The 22,163-nt window shown below is 72.1% G+C and carries 21 protein-coding genes; 5 read left to right on the forward strand and 16 right to left on the reverse strand.

Translation table 11 applies throughout. The features are described 5' to 3' along the window. From FGF04_RS41100 to FGF04_RS15820, 3 genes are all read right to left on the reverse strand, one after another. On the reverse strand, positions 1-1,045 hold a 1,045-nt coding region (locus FGF04_RS41100), incomplete at its 3' end, for a protein kinase domain-containing protein (RefSeq protein WP_235882345.1). A 166-nt stretch (positions 1,046-1,211) separates the two neighbouring features. After that, positions 1,212-3,305: a serine/threonine-protein kinase gene (locus FGF04_RS15815; protein ID WP_149511927.1), complete on the reverse strand. Its 2,094-nt coding sequence runs from the start codon at positions 3,303-3,305 to the stop codon at positions 1,212-1,214. Between the two features lie 287 nt (positions 3,306-3,592). Then, on the reverse strand, positions 3,593-5,299 hold the full coding sequence (locus FGF04_RS15820) for a glycerol-3-phosphate dehydrogenase/oxidase (RefSeq protein WP_149511928.1): 1,707 nt from the start codon (positions 5,297-5,299) through the stop codon (positions 3,593-3,595). 287 nt (positions 5,300-5,586) lie between these two features. On the opposite strand from FGF04_RS15820, the gene FGF04_RS15825 reads away from it, so the two are divergent. Next, on the forward strand, positions 5,587-6,792 hold the full coding sequence (locus FGF04_RS15825) for a nucleotide sugar dehydrogenase (RefSeq protein WP_149511929.1): 1,206 nt from the start codon (positions 5,587-5,589) through the stop codon (positions 6,790-6,792). A gap of 567 nt (positions 6,793-7,359) precedes the next feature. On the opposite strand, the gene FGF04_RS15830 is transcribed toward FGF04_RS15825, so the two are convergent. The 4 genes from FGF04_RS15830 to FGF04_RS15845 form a co-directional block, all read right to left on the reverse strand. Further along, positions 7,360-8,484, reverse strand: a complete 1,125-nt coding sequence (locus FGF04_RS15830) for a GuaB3 family IMP dehydrogenase-related protein (protein WP_149511930.1) — start codon at positions 8,482-8,484, stop codon at positions 7,360-7,362. Positions 8,485-8,597: 113 nt separating this feature from the next. Next, the gene (gene guaB, locus FGF04_RS15835; RefSeq protein WP_149511931.1) at positions 8,598-10,103 is read right to left on the reverse strand and encodes an IMP dehydrogenase; all 1,506 of its coding nucleotides are present in this window, start codon (positions 10,101-10,103) and stop codon (positions 8,598-8,600) included. A 239-nt stretch (positions 10,104-10,342) separates the two neighbouring features. Continuing rightward, positions 10,343-10,930, reverse strand: coding sequence for a sigma-70 family RNA polymerase sigma factor (locus tag FGF04_RS15840; RefSeq protein WP_149511932.1), 588 nt, complete (start codon positions 10,928-10,930; stop codon positions 10,343-10,345). Positions 10,931-11,201: 271 nt separating this feature from the next. After that, positions 11,202-11,813 carry a response regulator transcription factor gene (locus tag FGF04_RS15845; protein ID WP_003948568.1) on the reverse strand — a complete coding sequence of 204 codons (612 nt, stop codon included), beginning with the start codon at positions 11,811-11,813 and terminating at the stop codon, positions 11,202-11,204. Positions 11,814-12,193: 380 nt separating this feature from the next. On the opposite strand from FGF04_RS15845, the gene FGF04_RS15850 reads away from it, so the two are divergent. Next, a complete protein-coding gene (locus tag FGF04_RS15850) occupies positions 12,194-12,517 on the forward strand; it encodes a WhiB family transcriptional regulator (RefSeq protein ID WP_149511933.1) in 324 nt (107 codons plus the stop codon). A 61-nt stretch (positions 12,518-12,578) separates the two neighbouring features. Here the strand turns inward: FGF04_RS15850 and FGF04_RS15855 are convergent, their stop codons facing one another. Next, on the reverse strand, positions 12,579-13,502 hold the full coding sequence (locus tag FGF04_RS15855; RefSeq protein ID WP_149511934.1) for a LysR family transcriptional regulator: 924 nt from the start codon (positions 13,500-13,502) through the stop codon (positions 12,579-12,581). 80 nt (positions 13,503-13,582) lie between these two features. On the opposite strand from FGF04_RS15855, the gene FGF04_RS15860 reads away from it, so the two are divergent. Both FGF04_RS15860 and FGF04_RS15865 read left to right on the forward strand, forming a co-directional pair. Next, positions 13,583-14,260, forward strand: a complete 678-nt coding sequence (locus tag FGF04_RS15860) for an MOSC domain-containing protein (RefSeq protein WP_149511935.1) — start codon at positions 13,583-13,585, stop codon at positions 14,258-14,260. Between the two features lie 77 nt (positions 14,261-14,337). Further along, a complete protein-coding gene (locus tag FGF04_RS15865) occupies positions 14,338-15,111 on the forward strand; it encodes an SDR family NAD(P)-dependent oxidoreductase (RefSeq protein ID WP_149511936.1) in 774 nt (257 codons plus the stop codon). A 139-nt stretch (positions 15,112-15,250) separates the two neighbouring features. Here the strand turns inward: FGF04_RS15865 and groL are convergent, their stop codons facing one another. From groL to tsaB, 6 genes are all read right to left on the reverse strand, one after another. Further along, positions 15,251-16,876 carry a chaperonin GroEL gene (gene groL, locus FGF04_RS15870; RefSeq protein WP_149511937.1) on the reverse strand — a complete coding sequence of 542 codons (1,626 nt, stop codon included), beginning with the start codon at positions 16,874-16,876 and terminating at the stop codon, positions 15,251-15,253. 102 nt (positions 16,877-16,978) lie between these two features. Beyond that, a complete protein-coding gene (gene groES, locus FGF04_RS15875) occupies positions 16,979-17,287 on the reverse strand; it encodes a co-chaperone GroES (protein ID WP_149511938.1) in 309 nt (102 codons plus the stop codon). A 355-nt stretch (positions 17,288-17,642) separates the two neighbouring features. Continuing rightward, positions 17,643-17,897 carry a hypothetical protein gene (locus FGF04_RS15880; RefSeq protein WP_149511939.1) on the reverse strand — a complete coding sequence of 85 codons (255 nt, stop codon included), beginning with the start codon at positions 17,895-17,897 and terminating at the stop codon, positions 17,643-17,645. Continuing rightward, on the reverse strand, positions 17,894-18,991 hold the full coding sequence (tsaD, locus tag FGF04_RS15885; RefSeq protein ID WP_149511940.1) for a tRNA (adenosine(37)-N6)-threonylcarbamoyltransferase complex transferase subunit TsaD: 1,098 nt from the start codon (positions 18,989-18,991) through the stop codon (positions 17,894-17,896). Before tsaD ends, FGF04_RS15880 begins: the two co-directional genes overlap by 4 nt. After that, entirely contained in the window at positions 18,984-19,511 is a 528-nt protein-coding gene (locus FGF04_RS15890; RefSeq protein ID WP_188114127.1) for a GNAT family N-acetyltransferase, read from the reverse strand. The genes tsaD and FGF04_RS15890 overlap by 8 nt, the downstream gene beginning before the upstream one ends. Before the next feature lie 20 nt (positions 19,512-19,531). Then, a complete protein-coding gene (gene tsaB / locus FGF04_RS15895; protein ID WP_149511942.1) occupies positions 19,532-20,179 on the reverse strand; it encodes a tRNA (adenosine(37)-N6)-threonylcarbamoyltransferase complex dimerization subunit type 1 TsaB in 648 nt (215 codons plus the stop codon). Between the two features lie 140 nt (positions 20,180-20,319). On the opposite strand from tsaB, the gene FGF04_RS15900 reads away from it, so the two are divergent. Next, the gene (locus tag FGF04_RS15900) at positions 20,320-20,874 is read left to right on the forward strand and encodes a hypothetical protein (protein WP_149511943.1); all 555 of its coding nucleotides are present in this window, start codon (positions 20,320-20,322) and stop codon (positions 20,872-20,874) included. On the opposite strand, the gene FGF04_RS15905 is transcribed toward FGF04_RS15900, so the two are convergent. Then, a complete protein-coding gene (locus FGF04_RS15905; RefSeq protein ID WP_149511944.1) occupies positions 20,867-21,205 on the reverse strand; it encodes a hypothetical protein in 339 nt (112 codons plus the stop codon). The genes FGF04_RS15900 and FGF04_RS15905 overlap by 8 nt on opposite strands. 35 nt (positions 21,206-21,240) lie before the next feature. Beyond that, the gene (locus tag FGF04_RS15910; RefSeq protein ID WP_149511945.1) at positions 21,241-21,930 is read right to left on the reverse strand and encodes a DJ-1/PfpI family protein; all 690 of its coding nucleotides are present in this window, start codon (positions 21,928-21,930) and stop codon (positions 21,241-21,243) included. Between the last annotated feature and the right edge of the window lie 233 nt (positions 21,931-22,163).

The following is a 22,163-nucleotide window of genomic DNA, read 5'->3' on the forward strand; positions in this document are numbered from 1 at the left end:
GGGCGGGGTTGCGGCCCTCCCGCTGCTCCTCCTGCACCCGGGCCGCGGCCCGTGCGCCCGCCCGGTAGGCGGCGATGGCTCCGGCCCGCGCGGCCCGTACGTCACCGCCCGCGTCCAGCGCCCGCTGCGCCATCTCCGAGGCGCGCACCGCCTGCGCCTGGGTGACCGGCAGGCCGCCCCCGCGCACGGCCTCGACCGCGGCGCGTCCGCCGTCCGGCCCGCGCGCTCCGGGCACCGCCTGTCCGCCGGAACGCCCGGCACCGGTGTGCCCGAACGGTCCGGTCCCGCTGCCCGTCCCACCGGCCTGCCCGGACGGACCGCCCGGGCCGGCCGCGTGTCCGAGGGCCGCCGGGCCCCCGGGACCCGCCCAGCCCTCCGGGCCGGCGTGGCTCTCCGGCGCGCCGTCCGGCCCGCCTTCACCCTCGCCCTCGGCGGGCGGCACCGGGTCGTACCCGCACAGCGCCTCCTCCGCGGCGCCGGCGGCGAGCCCGGTGAGCATCACCCGCCCGTCGTCGCAGACCAGCACCGTGCGCGCGGTGATGTTCCGGTGCACCCAGCCGTGCGCGTGCAGCACCCGCAGCGCGGTCAGTACGTCGGAGGCGACCTCGGCGGCCCGGTACGGACTCAGCGGCCCCTCGTCGAGCAGCGCCGCGAGCTGCCGCGAGGGCACCGACTCGCTCACTATCCACAGCGACCCGCCCTCGGCGAACACGTCGAAGACCTGGGCGAGCCGCGGGTGGTCGGGGATCTGCGCCGCGGCCTGCGCCGCCTCGATCGCCCGTCGCACGGCGGGTTCGGCGGGCCGCCGGGTGGTCCGTGCGGAGGGGCGGCGCAGGCCCGCGTCCCGCGCCACGAACCCGTCGGGCAGCCCGTCCGCGTCGAGCACCTCCGCCTCGACGACCTCGGGCAACGGCACCTGACGGACCACGACCTCCTGGCCGCTGTAGGTGTCGAAGGCGCGGGACTCGCGGAACTCGTCCTCGTCCGACAGGGGGAGCGGCAGGCGATAACGGTCGGCGAGTACCCGTCCCGCATAGTCGTCCACGAAGCCTCCCCCGGCCGCCCGGCTGGTCAATTCCGCTCGCTCTGCGTCCCGTTGTCGCCGCCGTTGTGGCTGCGTACGGTCCGCAACCATTCACGATACGTGCCGAAGCCGACCCGCCATGAGGAGATACCAGATCTCCATTGTCTCGTGACCCGTCTCGTGACCCTCAGGACTTCGGTTCGAACGTCTTCGTCAGCGTCCGCCACGTCTCCTCACGGAGTTCGGTGCCCCATTCCGAGGCCTTCGCGGTGTACATGAGCGCGTATCCCTGGCTGTCGCTGACGACGAAGCCGCGGTCTATGGACCGGTATTCCGTGCCGCCGTCCACGTAGGTGAATTCCCAGTCGGCCGTGTTCCAGCCTCGGTAGTCCACCTTCTCTATGCGAATGCGCTCGTACTGCGAACGCCGCATGTACTGCTCCTGGTTCTTCCAGTCGGCCACCGGGTCGGACTTGGGCGTCGTGGTCCAGGCGACCAGCAGCTTCTGTCCGTCGGGACCGGCGAACCGGGCGCCGGCCGCGCCGGTGGACTGGTACTTCCAGCCCTTCGGCAGACCGATCGAGAAGCCCTGGCCGTCCTTGTGCGTCGACTCGGCGCCACTGCCCGAACCGCTGCCGGAGTCGTCCTTCGAACCGTCCGAACCGCCCGAGCCGCCCGACTCCTCGGAGGCACTCGCGCTGGGCGAACTCTCCTTCGTCGCGCCCCCGGAGGAGGAGTCGTCCTTGCTGTCGTCGTCCTTGCCGGTACCGCTGCCCTCGTCCTGCTTGGTGTCGTCCCCGCCGCTCGCCCCGCTGGACGCGGAGGTGTCGGACCCGCTCTTGCCGTCCTGGGAACCCGAGCCGTCGTCACCACCCAGCGTGACGGCGAGGATCGTGCCCAGCACGGCCAGCACCACGACGACGGCGAAGATCACCAGCGAGCGCCGGGACACCACGTCGGTGAGCGGCGCCCGGGACGTGGTGCTCCGCGCGGGCGCACCGCCGGAACCGCTCGGACGTGCGCCGACCGCACTGGAGTTCAGTACGGCAGCGGCGTCCTGACGCTGCGCGGGGGCGGACGTGCCGGCCCCTGCGGCGGCGGTCCCGGCCGTACCGGCCGCGGAGCCGGAGCCGCCGGCGGGCGCGGTGCCCCCGGTGGTGTCCGGTGCCTGCGGGGCGGAGCTCGCGTCGGCCGGCCCGGCCGGTGCCTGCGCAGACCGGTTCGCGGCGACTCCGGTACCGGCGGCCGCGGCTGCGGCGGCGGCTCCGGCCGCCGCGCCCTTGCTCTTGTCCTTCTTGCGACCGGGGCGCAGGGCTCCGCGCAGCCGGTCCGCCGCCTCCCCGGCCTTCCCGGACGGACTCGGCGCGGGAACGTCCACCACCGGCACGACCTTCGTCGCGTCCACCGGCTCCGGCTCGTCCTTCGGCTCGGGCGCGCGGATCACCTCGGTGAGCATCGCCCGTGCCCCGGCGTCGTCGAGCCGCTGCTCGGGGTCCTTCATGAGGAGGCCGTAGATGACGTTCTCCAGCGGGCCCGCGTTCTTCGGCTGCTCCACCGGCTCCGTCATCACCGCGGTGAGCGTCGCGATGGCGGACCCCTTGTCGTACGGCGGGACGCCTTCCACCGCCGCGTACAGCAGGCCGCCGAGCGACCACAGGTCGGCCGCGGGGCCCGGCTTGTGCCCGCGCGCCCGCTCCGGCGAGATGTACGAGGGCGCGCCGACCAGCATGCCGGTGGAGGTGATGGACGGGTCGCCCTCGACCTGGGCGATGCCGAAGTCCGTGAGCACGACCCGGCCGTCCTTGCCGATGAGCACGTTCGACGGCTTCACGTCGCGGTGCAGGATGCCCTCGCGGTGCGCCGAGCGCAGCACGTCGAGGATGGCGAGACCGACCTCCGCCGCGCGCTTGGGAGTGAGCAGTCCGTCCTCACGGATCACCTCGGCGAGGGACTTGCCCTCGACGAGCTCCATCACGATCCACGGCCGGTCGTCCTCGTCGACCACGTCGTAGACGGTCACCGCGCTGTTGTTCCGGATCCGCGCGATCGCCTTGGCCTCACGGAAGGTGCGGGTGATCAGCCGCCGCTTCTCGTCCTCGTCGATGCGCGGCGGCAGCCGCAGTTCCTTCACGGCGACCGTGCGCCCGAGTGTCTCGTCCTCGGCCCGCCACACGGTGCCCATGCCGCCGCGGCCGAGGACTCCCCCCAGCCGGTACCGCCCGGCGAGGAGACGTCCGTTATCGTCCTGACGGGATGCTCCCGCCCGCTCCGCCTCCGACATGCGTCCCCTCATGCAACCCGCCCTGACAGAGCCTCCATTGTCACCCACTGGGACACCGCCCGATGCCCCGGGTGCCCCTGGTCGAAACCACGCTTCCCGAGTTGACCCTCTTCCTGCCCCCACCTGCCGTGCGCCTGGGCACCGACCGCTGCCCCGGGGGCCGTTGAGGATTCGACTACCCCGTTCGACGCCCCGGAAGCGGAAGTCGAGCGCAGAAGTCCGCATACGGAGGTCCGCCCACGGAAGTCCGCGGACGCGGGCCGGTGGACGCGCCCGCGCCCGCCCTCCTACAGCGGCACGATCTCCGGTGCCCCCAGCCTGGCCGCGTCGGCCGTCAGGTCGTCGGGCTGGCGCTGGGACTCCCGCTCCGCCTCCACCCGCTTCCGGTAGTGCTCGACCTCGCGCTCGATCTGGTCCTTGTCCCAGCCCAGCACCGGCGCCATCAGTTCGGCGGCCTCCTGCGCGCTGCGCGTGCCCCGGTCGAACGTCTCGATCGAGATGCGGGTGCGCCGCGTCAGCACGTCGTCGAGGTGGCGCGCGCCCTCGTGCGAGGCGGCGTAGACGATCTCGGCGCGCAGGTAGTCCTCGGCCGCGGGCAGCGGATCGCCCAGCGAGGGGTCCGCGGCGATCAGGTCGAGCACCTCCTCGGCGAGCGACCCGTACCGGTTCAGCAGGTGCTCCACGCGCACCACGTGCAGACCGGTGCGGGCGGCGATGCGCGCCCGCGCGTTCCACAGCGCCCGGTAGCCCTCGGCGCCGATCAGCGGGACGTCCTCGGTGACGCACTCGGCGACCCGCTGGTCGAGGCCGTGCACCGCCTCGTCCACCGCGTCCTTCGCCATCACGCGGTACGTCGTGTACTTGCCGCCCGCCACCACCACGAGCCCCGGCACGGGGTGCGCCACGGTGTGCTCGCGCGACAGCTTGCTGGTGGCGTCCGACTCGCCGGCGAGCAGCGGGCGCAGTCCGGCGTACACGCCCTGTACGTCGTCACGGGTCAGCGGTACCGCGAGGACCTCGTTCACGTGCTCCAGCAGGTAGTCGATGTCGGCGCTGGAGGCCGCCGGGTGCGCCTTGTCGAGGTCCCAGTCGGTGTCCGTCGTCCCCACGATCCAGTGCCGGCCCCAGGGGATCACGAACAGCACGGACTTCTCGGTGCGCAGGATCAGCCCGCTCGTGGAGTGGATCCGGTCCTTGGGGACGACGAGGTGGATGCCCTTGGAGGCGCGGACGTGGAACTGGCCCCGCTCCCCGACCATGGCCTGGGTGTCGTCCGTCCACACCCCGGTGGCGTTGACCACCTGCCGGGCGCGGATCTCGTACTCGCCGCCGCCCTCGCCGTCCTGCACCCGGGCGCCGACGACCCGTTCGCCCTCGCGCAGGAAGCCGGTCACCCGCGCGCGGTTGGCGACCTTCGCCCCGTACGCCGCCGCCGTGCGCACCAGGGTCGCCACGTAGCGGGCGTCGTCCATCTGCGCGTCGTAGTACTGCAGCGCCCCGACCAGCGCGTCCTTTTTCAGCGCGGGCGCGACGCGCAAGGCGTGGCGCCGGGTCAGGTGACGGTGCATCGGCAGGCCCCGGCCGTGGCCGCGCGCCATCGACATCGCGTCGTAGAGCGCGACGCCCGATCCGGCGTACAGCCGCTCCCACCCCTTGTGCTGCAGGGGGTACAGGAACGGAACGGGCTTCACCAGATGCGGGGCGAGCCGCTCCAGCAGGAGCCCGCGCTCCTTCAGCGCCTCGCGGACGAGGGCGAAGTCGAGCATCTCCAGATAGCGCAGGCCGCCGTGGACCAGCTTGCTGGAGCGGCTCGACGTGCCCGACGCCCAGTCACGCGCCTCGACCAGGCCGGTGGACAGTCCGCGGGTCACGGCGTCCAGGGCGGTGCCCGCACCGACCACGCCCGCTCCCACCACCAGCACGTCCAGTTCGTGCTCGGCCATCGCCGCGAGTGATTCGGCGCGCTCCGCCGGTCCCAGTGTCGCTGTCCGCACAGTTGCCTCCCGCTGTCCGTCGCGCCGGGCTCACCCGTCCGGCGAGGCCCTGCTCCTGTTCCCCATGCCCAGATTCTGACCTCGTTGCCCGCCGGCGGCCACCACCGGTGGTCCGCCTGTGGACATCTCCGGGCGACTCCCCGGGAAACACAACCGAGCAATCCCATAAATCGGTCATATTTACTCCTAGTCTGACATTGCGCTCGCCCGTTCTGTCCACAGGGCTTGCGCCCTCGTCCCACTCCGGCTACTCCCACTCCGGCTACAGGGAAGGACGGCCCACCGCCATGCCCGCAGATCTCGCCGTCATCGGCCTCGGCCAGCTCGGCCTGCCGCTGGCCCAGGCCGCCGCGACCGCCGGCATCGCCACTCTCGGCTACGAGTGCGGCGACCCCGCACCGCTGGCCGCCGCCGACCTGCGACGGATGCTCTCCACGGGATTCCGGCCGGCCACCGACCCGGCCGGGCTCGGCCGTGTACGCACCGCCGTCCTGTGCGCCCCGACCCCGCGCGGCACGGACGGGACGCTCGACCTGGGGCAGGTGGCCGACGCCGCCCGCACCCTCGCCGCGCACCTGCGCCCGCACACCACGGTGATCCTGGAGTCGCCCGTGTACCCCGGCACCACGGAGGAATTCCTGAAGCCGCTCCTCGAAGAGGGCTCCGGGCTGCGCGCGGGCCGCGACTTCCACCTCGCGTACTCGCCCAGCCGCGTCGACCCCGGCAACCGCGGCCACGGCCCCGCCAACACGCCGAAGGTCATCGGCGGGCTCACCCCCGCCTGCACCGAGTCGGCCGCCGCGTTCTACGGCCGGCTCACCGACAAGGTCGTCCGCGCGCGCGGGCCCCGCGAGGCGGAGACCGTGCAGCTCCTGGAGACCAACTACCGGCACGTCAACATCGCGCTGGTCAACGAGATGGCCGTCCTCTGCCACGACCTGGGCGTCGACCTGTGGGACGTCATCCGCTGCGCCGAGACCAAGCCGTTCGGCTTCCAGGCCTTCCGCCCGGGACCCGGGGTCGGCGGCCACGCCGTCCCGCGCGACCTCGCGGGCCCGCGCACCCGCTCACTGCGCATGGTGGAACTGGCCCAGCAGGTCAACGACCACATGCCCCGGTACGTCGTCCAGCGCGCGGCCGCCCTCCTCAACGAGCACGGCAAGTCGGCCCGCGGCGCGCGCGTGCTGCTCCTCGGCATCACCTACAAGGCCGACCACGCCGACCGGCAGGGCTCCCCCGCCCAGGAGATCGCGACCCGCCTGATGGAACTGGGCGCCGCCGTCAGCTACCACGACCCGCACGTCCCGTCCTGGAGCGTCCTGGACCGCCCGGTCCCCCGCGTCGACACCCTGTACGAGGCAGCGGCCGACGCGGACCTTACGATCCTGCTCCAACAACACCGCACCTACGACCTCCAGGGCCTGTCGGTGAAGGCCCAACTCCTCCTGGACACCCGAGGAGCCACACCCACCGGGGCGGCGCACAGGTTGTGAAGGGGGGCGCCCGACACGGCCGGAGCCCCCGTCGCTGGTGGCGAGCGACGCCCACCGCCGGTACCGTACGGACAGGTGGAGCCCACCGCAGCGGTCACTGCGGCAGGCCCCTGGTTGGTTCACGGAGTGTCCGCCCCTAGTTGATGTAGGGGCGGCCGCTCACCATCCGAAAATCCGCAGGACCCACCTCCTCCGGCACTTCACCGTCCACAGACGGATCCGGTCCCAGCGGGTGGGCTTGCGGTGGCGGCCCATGGGCGGCCCCCTTCCACGATGCCGCCCATTGACCCGGTAGGCGGTCCGTCGGAACTCGGGCCGGGCCCCGAGGGCCGGGGTCCGGAACGATGTCCTTGGAAGGGGGCGCCCACACAACTGGGGCGCCGAACACGGACGTTATCGCCTCGACACGGCTGTTTCCGTCGCATTCGGCCCGAAGGCCACCGTGCGCCCCCCGAACGCGGAACGCGCCCCCACCAGGGACGTTCGGGCACGCGAAGGGGCCCGGTGGCTCACAGGAGTGAGTGACCGGGCCCCTTCGCTGTCTCTGCGCTCAGGCCGAGCGCAGCGTCACCGCTTGTGCTGCGAGTCCGCCACCGTGACCTCGACCCGCTGGAACTCCTTGAGTTCGCTGTAGCCGGTCGTGGCCATCGCGCGGCGCAGCGCGCCGAAGAAGTTCATGGAGCCGTCGGGGATGTGCGAGGGGCCCAGCAGGACCTCCTCGATCGTGCCGACGGTGCCGAGGTCGACCTTCTTGCCGCGCGGCAGCTCGTCGTTGACGGCCTCCATGCCCCAGTGGTGGCCGCGGCCGGGCGCGTCCGTAGCACGGGCCAGCGGGGAGCCCATCATCACCGAGTCGGCGCCGCAGGCGATCGCCTTGGGCAGGTCGCCGGACCAGCCGACTCCGCCGTCCGCGATCACGTGCACGTACCGGCCGCCGGACTCGTCCATGTAGTCGCGGCGCGCGGCGGCCACGTCGGCGACCGCGGTCGCCATCGGGACCTGGATGCCCAGCACGTTGCGCGTGGTGTGCGCGGCGCCGCCGCCGAAGCCCACCAGCACACCGGCCGCGCCCGTGCGCATCAGGTGCAGCGCCGCCGTGTACGTGGCGCAGCCGCCGACGATGACCGGCACGTCCAGCTCGTAGATGAACTGCTTCAGGTTCAGCGGCTCGGAGGCGCCCGAGACGTGCTCCGCGGAGACCGTCGTCCCCCGGATGACGAAGATGTCGACGCCCGCGTCCACGACGGCCTTGGAGAACTGGGCGGTGCGCTGCGGGGAGAGCGCGGCGGCGGTGACCACGCCCGAGTCGCGCACCTCCTTGATGCGCTGCCCGATCAGCTCCTCCCTGATGGGAGCGGCGTAGATCTCCTGGAGGCGGCGGGTCGCGGTGTCCGCGTCCAGCTCGGCGACCTCGTCGAGGAGCGGCTGCGGGTCGTCGTACCGCGTCCAGAGTCCTTCGAGGTTGAGGACGCCCAGACCGCCGAGCTCCCCGATGCGGATGGCGGTCGCCGGGGAGACCACGGAGTCCATGGGAGCCGCCAGGAACGGCAGCTCGAAGCGGTAGGCGTCGATCTGCCAGGCGATCGAGACCTCCTTCGGGTCCCGCGTACGGCGGCTCGGGACGACGGCGATGTCGTCGAAGGCGTACGCCCGGCGGCCGCGCTTGCCGCGCCCGATCTCGATCTCAGTCACGTGTGTGGCCTTTCCGTCTTCGGTTCTGCGCGTTCCAGTATCCCCGACACATACGGCACATACGGCGAGGGCGGTCCCGGAACGCTCCGGGACCGCCCTCGCACGCGGTGCGGTTACTGGCCGCGGCTGTAGTTCGGCGCCTCGACCGTCATCTGGATGTCGTGCGGGTGGCTCTCCTTGAGACCCGCCGAGGTGATCCGCACGAAGCGGCCCTTGGTCTCCATCTCGTCGATGGAGGCGGCGCCCACGTAGCCCATGGTCTGGCGCAGGCCGCCGACGAGCTGGTGCAGCACGTTCGCGAGCGGGCCGCGGTAGGGCACCTGGCCCTCGATGCCCTCGGGGACGAGCTTGTCGTCGGAGGCCACCTCGGCCTGGAAGTAGCGGTCCTTCGAGTACGACCTGCCCTGGCCGCGGGACTGCATCGCGCCGAGCGAGCCCATGCCGCGGTAGGACTTGAACTGCTTGCCGTTGATGAAGAGGAGCTCGCCGGGCGACTCCTCGCAGCCGGCCAGGAGGCTGCCGAGCATCACGGTGTCGGCACCGGCGGCCAGCGCCTTGCCGATGTCGCCGGAGTACTGCAGACCGCCGTCGCCGATCACCGGCACGCCCGCCGCGCGGGCCGCGAGGGCCGCCTCGTAGATGGCGGTGACCTGCGGGACGCCGATGCCGGCGACCACACGGGTGGTACAGATCGAGCCGGGTCCGACGCCCACCTTGACGCCGTCGACACCGGCGTCGACCAGCGCCTGGGCGCCGTCGCGGGTGGCCACGTTGCCGCCGATCACGTCGACGCCGACGCTCGACTTGATCTTCGCCATCCAGTTGAGGGCGTTGCTGTTGTGCCCGTGCGAGGTGTCGACGATCAGGAAGTCCACCCCGGCCTCGGCGAGCGCCTGGGCGCGCTCCAGCGCCTCGGGGCTCGCGCCGACCGCGGCGCCGACGAGCAGCCGGCCCTCGGCGTCCTTCGCGGCGTTCGGGTACTTCTCGGCCTTGACGAAGTCCTTGACCGTGATGAGGCCCTTGAGGACGCCCGAGTCGTCGACCAGCGGCAGCTTCTCGATCTTGTGGCGGCGCAGCAGCTCCATGGCGTCGTTGCCGGAGATGCCGACCTTGCCGGTGACCAGCGGCATCGGCGTCATGACCTCGCGCACCTGCCGGGAGCGGTCGGTCTCGAAGGCCATGTCGCGGTTGGTGACGATGCCGAGCAGCTTCTTGTTGCCGTCGGTGACCGGCACGCCGCTGATGCGGAACTTGGCGCACAGCGCGTCGGCCTCGGCGAGCGTCGCGTCCGGGTGCACCGTGATCGGGTCGGTGACCATGCCGGACTCGGAGCGCTTCACGAGGTCGACCTGGTTGACCTGGTCCTCGATGGAGAGGTTGCGGTGCAGCACGCCGACGCCGCCCTGGCGGGCCATGGCGATCGCCATCCGGGACTCGGTGACCTTGTCCATCGCCGCCGAGAGCAGCGGGATGTTCACGCGCACGTTGCGGGAGATGCGGGACGAGGTGTCGACCGCGTTGGGCAGCACTTCCGATGCGCCCGGCAGCAGCAGCACGTCGTCGTAGGTCAGCCCGAGTGTCGCGAATTTCTCGGGCACTCCGTCGACGTTTGCAGTCATGACACCTTCCCCAAATGGCCTTGATCGGTGCGGATGCCCATGCTAACGGGAAGCAGGGCCCGCTCATTCCACGCTCGTCCTCCGGTCACGGGCGCCCCCACGGCCTCATGACTCCGTACGGACCGGGCGACGGCCCCGTTCACCCCGCGCCCCTGCCGGCCGCTCCCGCGACAGCCGTCGAAAGGGCCTGCCCCAAAGGCCCGAAGGCCCGAGGGCCTGGGGCCCGAAGGTGAAGGCCCCTACTGCTCCGCCAGTGCCCGCAGGCGGCTGAGCGCCCGGTGCTGGGCCACCCGGACCGCGCCGGGTGACATTCCCAACATCTGCCCGGTCTCCTCGGCCGTGAGCCCCACCGCGATCCGCAGCAGGAGCAGCTCCCGCTGGTTCTCCGGCAGGTTGGCCATCAGCTTCTTCGCCCACTCGGCGTCGCTGCTGAGGAGGGCGCGCTCCTCGGGGCCGAGCGAGTCGTCCGGCCGCTCCGGCATCTCGTCGGACGGCACGGCCGTCGAGCCGGGGTGCCGCATGGCGGCCCGCTGCAGGTCCGCCACCTTGTGCGCGGCGATGGCGAAGACGAAGGCCTCGAAGGGGCGGCCGGTGTCCTTGTAGCGCGGCAGCGCGAGCAGCACCGCGACACAGACCTCCTGCGCCAGGTCCTCCACGAAGTGCCGCGCGTCGCCCGGCAGCCGGGACAGCCGGGTACGGCAGTAGCGGATGGCGAGAGGATGGACGTGCGCCAGCAGATCGTGCGTGGCCTGCTGGTCTCCGTCGACCGCGCGATGGACGAGCGCACCAATCACCCCGTGGGCATCAGCCGCCTCGTCGTCACGCATCGGTCCATGGTGCCTTGGTGTCGTCCTGTCCGTGGCACCGCGTCCGTAGTTGTGCACCGAAGCGTTATGAGCAGGTGCGCCGGAACTCATCTCCTGCGCCCTCCCCTCCCGCTCGACCGACTCGTTCCCGAGGAACTCCACACCTCAAGGATGCGGCATCCGCCGGGAAACGGGGATCGACTGCCCGAACGGCGCCGTCCGATCCCCCGTCGGGCCCGGCCCCGCCCGCCTTCCGGCAGGCGGGGAAACCCGTACCCCCGCGGCGGTCCACCTAGCGAACCAGGCCCCACCGGAAGCCGAGCGCCACCGCGTGCGCGCGGTCCGAGGCGCCGAGCTTCTTGAAGAGCCGGCGGGCGTGCGTCTTGACGGTGTCCTCGGAGAGGAACAGCTCGCGGCCGATCTCCGCGTTCGACCGGCCGTGGCTCATGCCCTCCAGGACCTGGATCTCGCGCGCGGTGAGCGTCGGCGCCGCGCCCATCTCGGCCGACCGGAGCCTGCGCGGGGCGAGCCGCCAGGTCGGGTCGGCGAGCGCCTGGGTGACGGTCGCCCGCAGCTCCGCGCGGGAGGCGTCCTTGTGGAGGTAGCCGCGGGCCCCGGCGGCGACCGCGAGGGCCACGCCGTCCAGGTCCTCGGCGACGGTGAGCATGATGATGCGCGCACCGGGGTCGGCGGACAGCAGCCGCCGGACCGTCTCCACGCCGCCCAGTCCGGGCATGCGCACGTCCATCAGGATCAGGTCCGAACGGTCGGCACCCCAGCGGCGGAGGACTTCCTCGCCGTTGGCCGCCGTGGTCACGCGCTCTACGCCGGGCACGGTCGCCACCGCGCGGCGGAGCGCCTCTCGGGCAAGCGGGGAGTCGTCGCAGACGAGGACGGATGTCATGGCCGTCCTCCGCAGCTGATGCGCGTCACCTTGGGCCTCCAGGCTGGTACGAAATCGTCACCTGTGCGGTCGACCGTCTCGGACGCCTGCCCGAGCGCTTGTTCCTTCAACCGCCTCGCACACTCAACGACGGTCACTCGAAAGAGTTACGGGGCTGTGAACCATCTTCGGCACTCTACGTGAGAGCGCGGACACGGTGGAGACACGTGCCGCAGACCCTCAAGGTTTCATCACAACCAATGCCCCATTTAGACGCTTTTCGTTCTTTTTGGGGGTGTCTGGGGCTACATTCGCAATGAGTCATATTTTCATCTCCTTAGATCGTAGATGTACGGTGATGGGCACGTAACCGAGCAAAACGGCTACAAGGGGACAATGCAATGGCAGATTTCTCCCGCCTTCCCGGTCCCAACGCGGACCTGTGGGACTGGCAGCTCCTCGCGGCCTGCCGAGGGGTCGACAGCTCGCTCTTCTTCCACCCCGAGGGAGAGCGCGGCGCGGCACGGAGCGCTCGTGAGAACTCGGCCAAAGAGGTCTGCATGAGGTGCCCGGTACGGGCACAGTGCGCGGCGCACGCCCTCGCGGTGCGCGAACCGTACGGCGTGTGGGGCGGCCTGACCGAGGACGAGCGCGAGGAGCTGATGGGCCGGGCGCGCAACCGGCTGGTCACGGCGGCGAGCGGGGGCGACCCGTCCCACCACTGAGGATCACGCCACTGAAGGAACGTTTCTCCGGAGCCAGGCCGGAGCCTGCGCGCGCGTAGCCCTACTCCGCTCCCCGGTCCCCCGCCTTCGCCGCTCCCGCCGCTCCCGCCAGGTGGTCCAGCGTGGCCGCGACGGCGGGCACCTGGGCCAGGTCCGGCAGCGTGAGCGCGACGATCTCCCGCCGCAGGGCCGGCTCCACCGTCACTGTGCGTGCACCCTTGGGCCGAACGGACTCGATGGCCAGTTCGGGCAGGACCGCGACGCCGAGACCGGCGCCGACCAGACCGACGACCGCCGGGTAGTCGTCGGTCGCGAAGTCGATGCGGGGGGTGAAACCGGCGCGCTCGCACACCTCCACCAGCCGGCCCCGGCAGCGGGGGCACCCGGCGATCCACGGTTCGCCGGCGAGGTCGCCGATGGCGACGGCTCCCGCACGGGCCAGCCGGTGCCCCTCGGGGACCAGCCCGACGAGCCGGTCCGTGAGCAGCGGGCGGACCACCAGGTCGTCCCACTCCTCCGAGCTCGCCGCCCCCTCGTACCGGAAGGCGAGCGCCACGTCGCAGTCGCCCTCGCGCAGCATCTCCACGGAGCGCGGCGGCTCGGCCTCCTCCAGCGAGACCCGCGTACCGGGGTGCGCGGCGCGCAGGGCGGCGAGCGCGGTCGGCACGAGGGTGGAGCTCCCGCTGGGGAAGGAGACCAGGCGCACCCGGCCGGCCCGCAGCCCCGCGATCGCGGCGACCTCCTCCTCGGCGGCGGTGAGGCCTGCGATGATGCCCGCGGCATGCCGCACCAGGGCCTCGCCGGCCTGCGTCAGCCGCATCTCGCGGCCCGTGCGGATGAGGAGCGGGGTGCCCACGGAGGTCTCCAGCGCCTTCATCTGCTGGCTGACGGCGGGCTGGGTGCAGCCCAGTTCACGCCCCGCCGCCGAGAAGGAACCGGTGGCGGCGACCGCACGCAGGACGCGTAGATGACGGGCTTCGATCACCCTTCGAGCATAAGCGCACCTTGGACACCGCGACGAATATCGCGTCGACGCTTTGGCCCGTCATCGCCTAGCGTGCCGCCATGAAGCTTCTTTCAGTGAACCTGGGCCGGCCGAAGGCCGTCGGCTACACGAGCCAGGCCGAAGGCCTGACCGGGATAGACAAGCGGCCCGTGGACGGGTCGGTGCGGGTGTCCGCGCCCGGCCCCAAGGGGGTCGGCGGGAGCGGTCTCGCCGGGGACGCCGTCTGCGAGCGGCGCCACCACGGCGGGGACGACCAGGCCGTGTACGCCTTCGCGCGCGAGGACCTGGACGACTGGGAGCGCGAGCTGGGGCGGACCCTGCCCGGCGGGACGTTCGGCGAGAACCTCACCACGGAGGGGGTCGACGTGTCCGGGGCGCGGATCGGGGAGCGCTGGCGCGTCGGCCCCGAGGTCGTGCTGGAGGTGACGTCCGGCCGGGTGCCCTGCCTCACCTTCCAGGGGCACCTCGGTGAGAAGGGCTGGGTCCGGCGGTTCACGCAGAAGGCCGCGACCGGTGCGTATCTGCGGGTGATCGTGCCCGGGGAGATCCGGGCGGGCGATCCGGTCGAGATCGTGCACCGGCCGGACCACGAGGTGACCGCCGCCTTCGCGTTCCGCGCGGCCACCCTCGAACGGGCCCTGCTGCCACGGGTGTTGGCCGCGGGCGACGCCCTGCACCCGGAGATCCGGGCGACCGCGGAGCAGTACGTCGAGAAGTACGGCGGCGCGAACGTGTGAACGGGGCCGGTGGCGGCGGCCGTTCCCCGCAGCCGCGCACGGCCGGGGAGCGGGCCGCCTGTCACTAACCTTGGGCCATGACAACGGCTCTGATCACAGGATCGACGGCGGGTATCGGTGCCGCCTTCGCGCGGCGGCTGGCCGCCGACGGGCACAACCTCGTGCTGGTGGCACGGGACACGAAGCGACTCGGCGAGCAGGCGACGGAGCTGCACGACCGGCACGGCATCGAGGCGGAGGTGCTGACGGCGGACCTGGCGACGGACGAGGGCATCGAGGCCGTGGCCGCCCGCGTCTCGGACCCCAGGCACGCGGTCGACCTGCTCGTCAACAACGCGGGCTTCGGCAACAAGGGCCTCTACCTGGACGTCCCGATGGCCGACGAGCTGAAGATGCTCAAGGTGCACTGCGAGGCGGTGCTCCGGCTGACGTCGGCGGCGGCCGGGACCATGCGCGAGCGCGGCCGGGGCGGGATCGTCAACGTCGCGTCGACGGCCGCGTTCCTCCCGAGGGGCACGTACGGGGCGTCGAAGGCGTGGGTCGTGCAGTTCACCCAGGGCGTGGCGAAGGACCTGGCGGGCAGCGGGGTCCGGCTGATGGCGCTGTGCCCCGGGTTCGTGCGGACCGAGTTCCACGAGCGGGCCGGGATGGGCACGGAGAACATCCCCGGCTGGATGTGGCTGGACGCCGACAAGGTGGTCGCGGCGGGCCTCGCCGACCTGGCGCGGGGCCGGACGCTGTCCATCCCGGACCCCCGCTACAAGGCCCTGATGGGCGTGGCGAAGGTGGCCCCGCGCAGCCTGCTCGGCGGCATCAGCTCGAAGGCGGGCCGCAGGTACGGCCCGAAGTGAGCGCGTCGCTGCCGTTAGGCCCTGACATCGCCGGTGACAGCACGAAGGCCCGGCACCCGCCGAAACGGGTACCGGGCCTTCGTCAGGTACTGGCCCCCACCGAGCCCGCGGTCAGAACACCACGCGCTCGGCTGAGCGACTAGTGCGAGTGCCCGTGGCCACCGTGACCGGCCTCGGCCTCCTCCTCCGCCGGCTTCTCGACGACCAGGGTCTCGGTCGTGAGGAGCAGGGAGGCGATGGAGGCGGCGTTCTCCAGGGCGGAGCGGGTGACCTTGACCGGGTCGATGACGCCGGCCTTGACCAGGTCGCCGTACTCGCCGGTCGCGGCGTTGAAGCCCTGGCCCTTGTCGAGCTCGGCGACCTTGGAGGTGATGACGTAACCCTCCAGGCCGGCGTTCTCGGCGATCCAGCGCAGCGGCTCGACGGCGGCCCGGCGGACGACGGCGACACCGGTGGCCTCGTCGCCGGTCTTGCCGAGGTTGCCCTCCAGGACCTTCACGGCGTGGACGAGCGCGGAGCCACCACCGGAGACGATGCCCTCCTCGACCGCGGCGCGGGTCGCGGAGATGGCGTCCTCCAGACGGTGCTTCTTCTCCTTCAGCTCCACCTCGGTGGCGGCGCCGACCTTGATCACGCACACGCCGCCGGCCAGCTTCGCGAGGCGCTCCTGGAGCTTCTCGCGGTCCCAGTCGGAGTCCGTGGTCTCGATCTCGGCCTTGATCTGGTTGACACGGCCGGCCACGTCGGCGCTGTTGCCGCCGCCGTCGACGATCGTCGTGTCGTCCTTGGTGACGGTGACGCGGCGGGCGGTGCCCAGCACGTCCAGGCCGACCTGGTCGAGCTTGAGGCCGACCTCCTCGGCGATGACGGTGGCGCCGGTGAGCGTGGCGATGTCACCGAGCATGGCCTTGCGGCGGTCACCGAAGCCGGGGGCCTTGACGGCCACCGCGTTGAAGGTGCCGCGGATCTTGTTCACGACCAGGGTCGACAGGGCCTCGCCCTCGACGTCCTCGGCGATGATCAGCAGCGGCTTCGAGGCGTTGGCCTGGATGACCTTCTCCAGCAGCGGGAGCAGGTCCTGGATCGAGGAGATCTTGCCCTGGTGGATCAGGATGTACGGGTCGTCGAGGACGGCCTCCATACGCTCCTGGTCGGACACCATGTACGGGGAAAGGTAGCCCTTGTCGAAGGCCATGCCCTCGGTGAAGTCGAGCTCCAGACCGAAGGTGTTGGACTCCTCGACGGTGATGACACCGTCCTTGCCGACCTTGTCCATCGCCTCGGCGATGAGCTCGCCGACCTGGCTGTCCTGGGCGGACAGACCGGCGACGGCGGCGATGTCGGACTTCTCGTCGATCGGGCGCGCGGTCGCGAGGAGCTCCTCGGAGACCGCGGCGACGGCGGCGTCGATGCCCTTCTTCAGGAGGGCGGGGGACGCGCCGGCGGCGACGTTGCGCAGGCCTTCGCGTACGAGCGCCTGGGCGAGCACGGTGGCGGTGGTCGTACCGTCACCCGCGATGTCGTTGGTCTTGGTCGCCACCTCCTTCACCAGCTGGGCACCGAGGTTCTCGTACGGGTCGTCGACCTCGACCTCACGGGCGATGGTGACACCGTCGTTGGTGATGGTGGGGGCGCCGAACTTCTTGTCGATGACGACGTTGCGGCCCTTGGGGCCGATCGTCACCTTCACCGTGTCGGCAAGCTTGTTGACGCCGCGCTCAAGGGCGCGACGGGCGTCCTCGTCGAACTTCAGGATCTTCGCCATGGAGCTGATTCAGTCCTCTCGAAAAACGAACGGCGCCCCCAGCACCCGGCTTCTTGTTACTCGCGGGGGCCAGGGGCGCAGCTCAGAGCAAACCTGGGTGAATTACTTCTCGATGATCGCGAGCACGTCGCGAGCGGAGAGGACGAGGTACTCCTCGCCGTTGTACTTCACCTCGGTGCCGCCGTACTTGCTGTAGAGCACGATGTCGCCGGTCTTCACGTCGAGCGGCAGACGGTCACCGTTCTCGAAGCGACCCGGACCGACGGCGAGGACGACGCCCTCCTGGGGCTTCTCCTTCGCGGTGTCCGGGATGACCAGGCCAGAAGCCGTGGTCTGCTCGGCGTCGAGCGGCTGGACCACGATGCGGTCCTCAAGCGGCTTGATGGCAACCTTGGAGCTGGTGGTCGTCACGATCCGACCTCCCCCTTCGGAGATCTCACGGGGTTAACTGTCTGAGGTGGCGACCAGGTCGATCCGTCGTCGCGGGTGCCGGACCTGCCTGTCGCTGTTGGCACTCTCCTGCGGTGAGTGCCAGAGCTGAGACTATGACTGCGATTAGCACTCGGTCAAGCGGAGTGCCAGTTGCCTCCGGCGGATGGCGGTAATCCGGGGTGACCCCGGGCCCCTTCGGCTTCGCCTTCGCCTTCGTCCGCGGGCCCGGTGGGGGCTGATCGCGCAGTTCCCCGCGCCCCTAGGTACCTAGGGGCGCGGGGAACTGCGCAACGGGGGTCTGGGGGCGGAGCCCCCACGCCCAGCGCCCAGCCCCTCACTCCTCGACCCCTTCGAACCGCCACCGATGCGGCGGCCGCGCAACCAGCTCCGCGGCCGGCTCCGGCAGTTCGGGCAGCTCCGCGTCGTACGCCGCGTCCCACCAGGTGATGACGAGCACGCGGTCCTGCGGGGCGCGGAAGGTCTCCCGGCGCAGCGGCGCGTCGGGCAGTTCCTGCGCGCGGGCCCAGGCGAGGAGTTCCGCGCCCCGGCCCGCCACCGCCCGCGCCTCCCACATCAGCGCGACGGTCACGAGTACAGGTTCCGCTCGCCGACCTCGTGCGCGTGGGAGTGGTCGTGCGCACGCCCCGGCACGTGCGGGTCGGTCACCGGCAGCGACGAGTCCGCCGACAGGTCCCAGTCGGAGGCGGCCCGCCCGCGGGCCACCATCTCGGCCCCGAGCGCGGCCACCATCGCCCCGTTGTCCGTGCACAGCTTCGGCCGCGGCACCCGGAGCCTGATCCCCGCCGCCTCGCACCGCTCCTGCGCCAGCGCCCGCAGCCGCGAGTTCGCCGCCACGCCGCCGCCGATCATCAGGTGGTCGACGCCCTCGTCGCGGCAGGCCCGTACGGCCTTGCGGGTCAGCACGTCCACCACCGCCTCCTGGAAGGACGCGGACACGTCCCGCACCGGCACCTCCTCGCCCGCCGCCCGCTTCGCCTCGATCCAGCGCGCGACGGCCGTCTTCAGCCCGGAGAAGGAGAAGTCGTACGCGGCGTCGCGCGGCCCGGTGAGCCCGCGCGGGAAGGCGATCGCGTTCGGGTCCCCCTCCTTCGCGTACCGGTCGATGACCGGCCCGCCCGGGAACCCGAGGTTCAGCACGCGGGCGATCTTGTCGAAGGCCTCGCCCGCCGCGTCGTCGATGGTCGCGCCCATCGGCCGCACGTCGCTGGTGATGTCCGAGGACAGCAGCAGCGAGGAGTGCCCGCCGGAGACGAGCAGCGCCATCGTCGGCTCGGGCAGCGGGCCGTGCTCCAGCTGGTCCACGCAGATGTGGGACGCCAGGTGGTTGACGCCGTACAGCGGCTTGCCCAGCGCGTACGCGTACGCCTTCGCCGCCGAGACGCCCACCAGCAGCGCGCCCGCGAGTCCGGGCCCGGCGGTGACGGAGATGCCGTCGAGGTCGCGCGCGCTGACTCCGGCCTCCTTCAGCGCCCGCTCGATGGTGGGCACCATCGCCTCCAGGTGCGCGCGGGAGGCGACCTCCGGCACGACCCCGCCGAAGCGCGCGTGCTCGTCGACGCTCGACGCGATGGCGTCGGCGAGCAGGGTCGTGCCCCGGACGATGCCGACACCGGTCTCGTCGCAGGAGGTCTCGATGCCGAGGACGAGGGGTTCGTCAGCCATTGATCTCGGTTCCTTGTACGGAGGTCGACGGGTCGTTGAGGCGCATCACGAGCGCGTCCACGTTCCCCGGCTGGTAGTAGCCGCGCCGGAAGCCGATCGGCTCGAAGCCGAAGCGCTCGTACAGCTTCTGGGCGCGGATGTTGTCGACCCGGCACTCCAGGAGCACCTCGGTGCACTCGAAGGCGGTCGCGGCCCGCAGCAGTTCGGTCAGCAGCAGCGCACCGAGCCCGGTGCCCCAGTGCTCCCGGGCGACGGCGATGGTCTGCACGTCACCGGAGTCCCCGGCGGCGGCGAGCCCCGCGTACCCGACGATCCGCGGGCCCTCCCCTGGCTCGGCGCCGCTCCCGGCCCCGCCATCGGAATCGGCATCGGCCCCGGTCTCGGCGACGACGTACCGCCGGGTCGCCGCGGGCCCCCGCGCATGGGCCAGGTCGGACCAGAACATGCCCCGTGACCAGGCGTCCTCGGGGAAGAGGTCCTTCTCCAGTTCGAGTACGGGCTCGATGTCCCACCAGCGCATCTCGCGCAGCACCGCGGTCGTCACTTGGGGGTGACCACCTTGTAGTTCTTGGGCACCTGGGCGTCGGGCCGGCGCAGGTAGAGGGGCCGGGGCGGCTCCAGTTCCTCGCCCGCCGCGAGCCGCTCCACGGCCAGGGAGGCGAGGGCCGCGGCCGAGACGTGCTCCGGGGCGTGGGCGTTCGGGAAGGTGTCGGGGTAGAGCAGCGCGCCGGGGCCGACGGCGGGCAGCCCGCCCACGTCCAGCTCGCCGGGCCGGTCCACGGCCGGTTCGGTGACCCGGGTGCGGGGGTCGGCGTACCGCGCCCAGTACACCTCCTTGCGCCGGGCGTCGGTGGCCACGACGAAGGGGCCGTCGATCGCGGCGGCGTACGCGAGGCCGTCCAGCGTGCACAGCCCGTGCACGGGGACGCCGAGCGCGAGCCCGAAGGTGTCGGCGGTCATCAGGCCGACCCTGAGCCCGGTGTACGGGCCGGGGCCCACGCCGACGACGATGCCGGTGACGGCGTCGAGCCGCAGCCCGGCCTCCGTGAGCACCCGGTCGACGGCCGGCAGGAGCAGTTCCCCGTGCCGACGCGCGTCCACCTGGCCGGAGGAGGCGAGGACGGACGTCCCGTCGTGCAGCGCGACGGTGACGGCGGGGGTGGCGGTATCCAGAGCGAGCAAGAGCACGCGAACAGCCTACGGCGCCCGGACCCGGTGCACCGCCGCCTCAATCCGGCGGGCACTTCCTGCTAACGTCACACCGGCACGACACGGACACATAACAGGACATATCCCATACGTGACCGTACGAGAGGTGGACACCCAAGGTGGTTCGGAGCAGCTCGGGAATCGTGGCCGGGCTCACCGCGGCGGCGCTCGCCGCGATCGGCTTCCTCGCCTACCGGGCCTCGGCGAACGCGCCGGACGACCTGGCCCCGGCCCCGGTCGCCGAGTCCGCGGCCGCCACCGCGCCGAAGGCCCCGCGGGACAGCCGTCACCCCGAGGCGCTGCCGGCCGACTCCGGCACCGGGCGGCGGGTCGTCTACTCACTGGACGACGACCGGGTGTGGCTGGTCGGCCCGGAGGGCGGCGTCGAACGGACGTTCAAGGTCAGCCCCGGCCGGGTGGATCCGCCGCCGAACCGGTACGCCGTCACCTCGCGCTCCGCCGCCGTCGTCGGCTCGGACGGCGTGGCCGTCGAGCACGTGGTCCGCTTCGCGAGCCTGGACGACGTCGCGATCGGCTTCAGCGCCGCGTCCGACGGCACGGTCTCGCCCCCGGATCCCACCAAGAAGCTGGGCGCCATCAGGGAGGCGAAGGAGGACGGCACGAGCATGTGGACCTTCGCCACGATCGGCACGCAGGTCACGGTGATCAAGTAGCGGTCGCGGACTCCTGCGGGGGCGCCTGGGCGCCGGACCGGCGCCGGCCGGTGACCTTGGAGGCCGGGAGGCGTCCGGCCCTCGCGGTGCCGGTGAGGGTGTCGCCGGTGACCGTCACGGCGAAGGCCAGATTCAGCCGCAGGGGCTTGGTGACGGCCTGCTTCCAGGTGAGCCGGTCGCCTTCGAGGAGGACGTCGCGGAGCGGGACCTCCTCCTGCGCCCCGCGGGCGGTCCCGGTCAGGACACCGTCCCTGCGCAGGAGTCGGACGACGACGTCGATCGTGCCGATGGGGGTGGAGACGGAGAGGTCCCAGGTGCCTTCTGCAAACATGCTGCGGTTCTTCCTGTCGGTGCGGGGGTGTGTGCTCAGAGGCCGGCGGGGACCGGGCCCCGGGCACGCCAGACGGTGCCGCGGCGCTCATGGGCGAACAGCCGCTCGACGGCGTGGGCGATCCGGGGGCCCACCTCGCGCTCCAGCAGGTACAGGCCCAGGTCGAGCCCGGAGGTGACGCCCGCGGCGGTGACGAGGTCGCCGTCGTCGACGATGCGGGCGTCGACCGCGTGGACGCCGGTGGCGTCGAGCAGGTCCAGGCCCAGGTGGTGGGTGGTGGCGCGGCGGCCCTCCAGCAGGCCGGCCATCGCCAGGACGAGTGAACCGCCGCACACCGCGGCGACCGCCACCTCCGGGTCGTCCATCGCCGTCTTCAGCAGCGCGGGCAGCCCGGTGGTCAGGGTGCGGCCCAGCAGGACGGGGACGGACTCGTCCTGCCGCCACGGCCCGGACCCCGCGTCGTGGTCGGGGACCTCATCCGGTTCGCCGACCCGGCCGGAGGCACCGGGGACCAGGACGAGGCCCGCACGTCCGGGGTCGAGGGCGCCGGTGGCACGCAGCACCAGYCCCCCGGTGCCGCTGACCACCTCGCGCGGCCCCTCGGCGGAGACCAGCTCCACGCTCACCGCACCGCCGGAGGCGGTACCGCCGGCGTACAGCACCTCGTAGGGGGCGACGACGTCGAGCGGATCGAAGCCGTCGAACAGAACGACCTGGACATGCATGAAAGGTTCCTCCGGAAGCGCCGACCCCGGTCCACACCGGGCTCCCCCGACGCTAACCAGCACCGACCCGGCCCCCCAGTGGCCCGAATGCCACCTTCCAACGGATTCCCGCCACGGGGCCCTTCAGGAGGGCTTCGCCCTTCAGGGGCGCGGGGAACGGCGCAGTCTTTGGCTTTTAGGGGCGCGGGGAACTGCGCGACCAGCCACGACGCACCCGCGGACGACCGACTACG

Origin of the sequence: Streptomyces apricus (genome assembly GCF_008369065.1) — a bacterium.
GTDB classification, from domain to species: domain Bacteria; phylum Actinomycetota; class Actinomycetes; order Streptomycetales; family Streptomycetaceae; genus Streptomyces; species Streptomyces apricus.

Bases quoted from the DNA above. Each gene is read 5' to 3' on its own strand.
- FGF04_RS15815 (WP_149511927.1), bottom strand. From the start codon at position 3,305: ATGTCGGAGGCGGAGCGGGCGGGAGCATCCCGTCAGGACGATAACGGA.
- FGF04_RS15825 (WP_149511929.1), top strand. From the start codon at position 5,587: ATGCCCGCAGATCTCGCCGTCATCGGCCTCGGCCAGCTCGGCCTGCCG.
- guaB (WP_149511931.1), bottom strand. From the start codon at position 10,103: ATGACTGCAAACGTCGACGGAGTGCCCGAGAAATTCGCGACACTCGGG.
- FGF04_RS15840 (WP_149511932.1), bottom strand. From the start codon at position 10,930: ATGCGTGACGACGAGGCGGCTGATGCCCACGGGGTGATTGGTGCGCTC.
- FGF04_RS15845 (WP_003948568.1), bottom strand. From the start codon at position 11,813: ATGACATCCGTCCTCGTCTGCGACGACTCCCCGCTTGCCCGAGAGGCG.
- FGF04_RS15850 (WP_149511933.1), top strand. From the start codon at position 12,194: ATGGCAGATTTCTCCCGCCTTCCCGGTCCCAACGCGGACCTGTGGGAC.
- FGF04_RS15860 (WP_149511935.1), top strand. From the start codon at position 13,583: ATGAAGCTTCTTTCAGTGAACCTGGGCCGGCCGAAGGCCGTCGGCTAC.
- FGF04_RS15865 (WP_149511936.1), top strand. From the start codon at position 14,338: ATGACAACGGCTCTGATCACAGGATCGACGGCGGGTATCGGTGCCGCC.
- groL (WP_149511937.1), bottom strand. From the start codon at position 16,876: ATGGCGAAGATCCTGAAGTTCGACGAGGACGCCCGTCGCGCCCTTGAG.
- tsaD (WP_149511940.1), bottom strand. From the start codon at position 18,991: ATGGCTGACGAACCCCTCGTCCTCGGCATCGAGACCTCCTGCGACGAG.
- FGF04_RS15890 (WP_188114127.1), bottom strand. From the start codon at position 19,511: ATGCGCTGGTGGGACATCGAGCCCGTACTCGAACTGGAGAAGGACCTC.
- FGF04_RS15905 (WP_149511944.1), bottom strand. From the start codon at position 21,205: ATGTTTGCAGAAGGCACCTGGGACCTCTCCGTCTCCACCCCCATCGGC.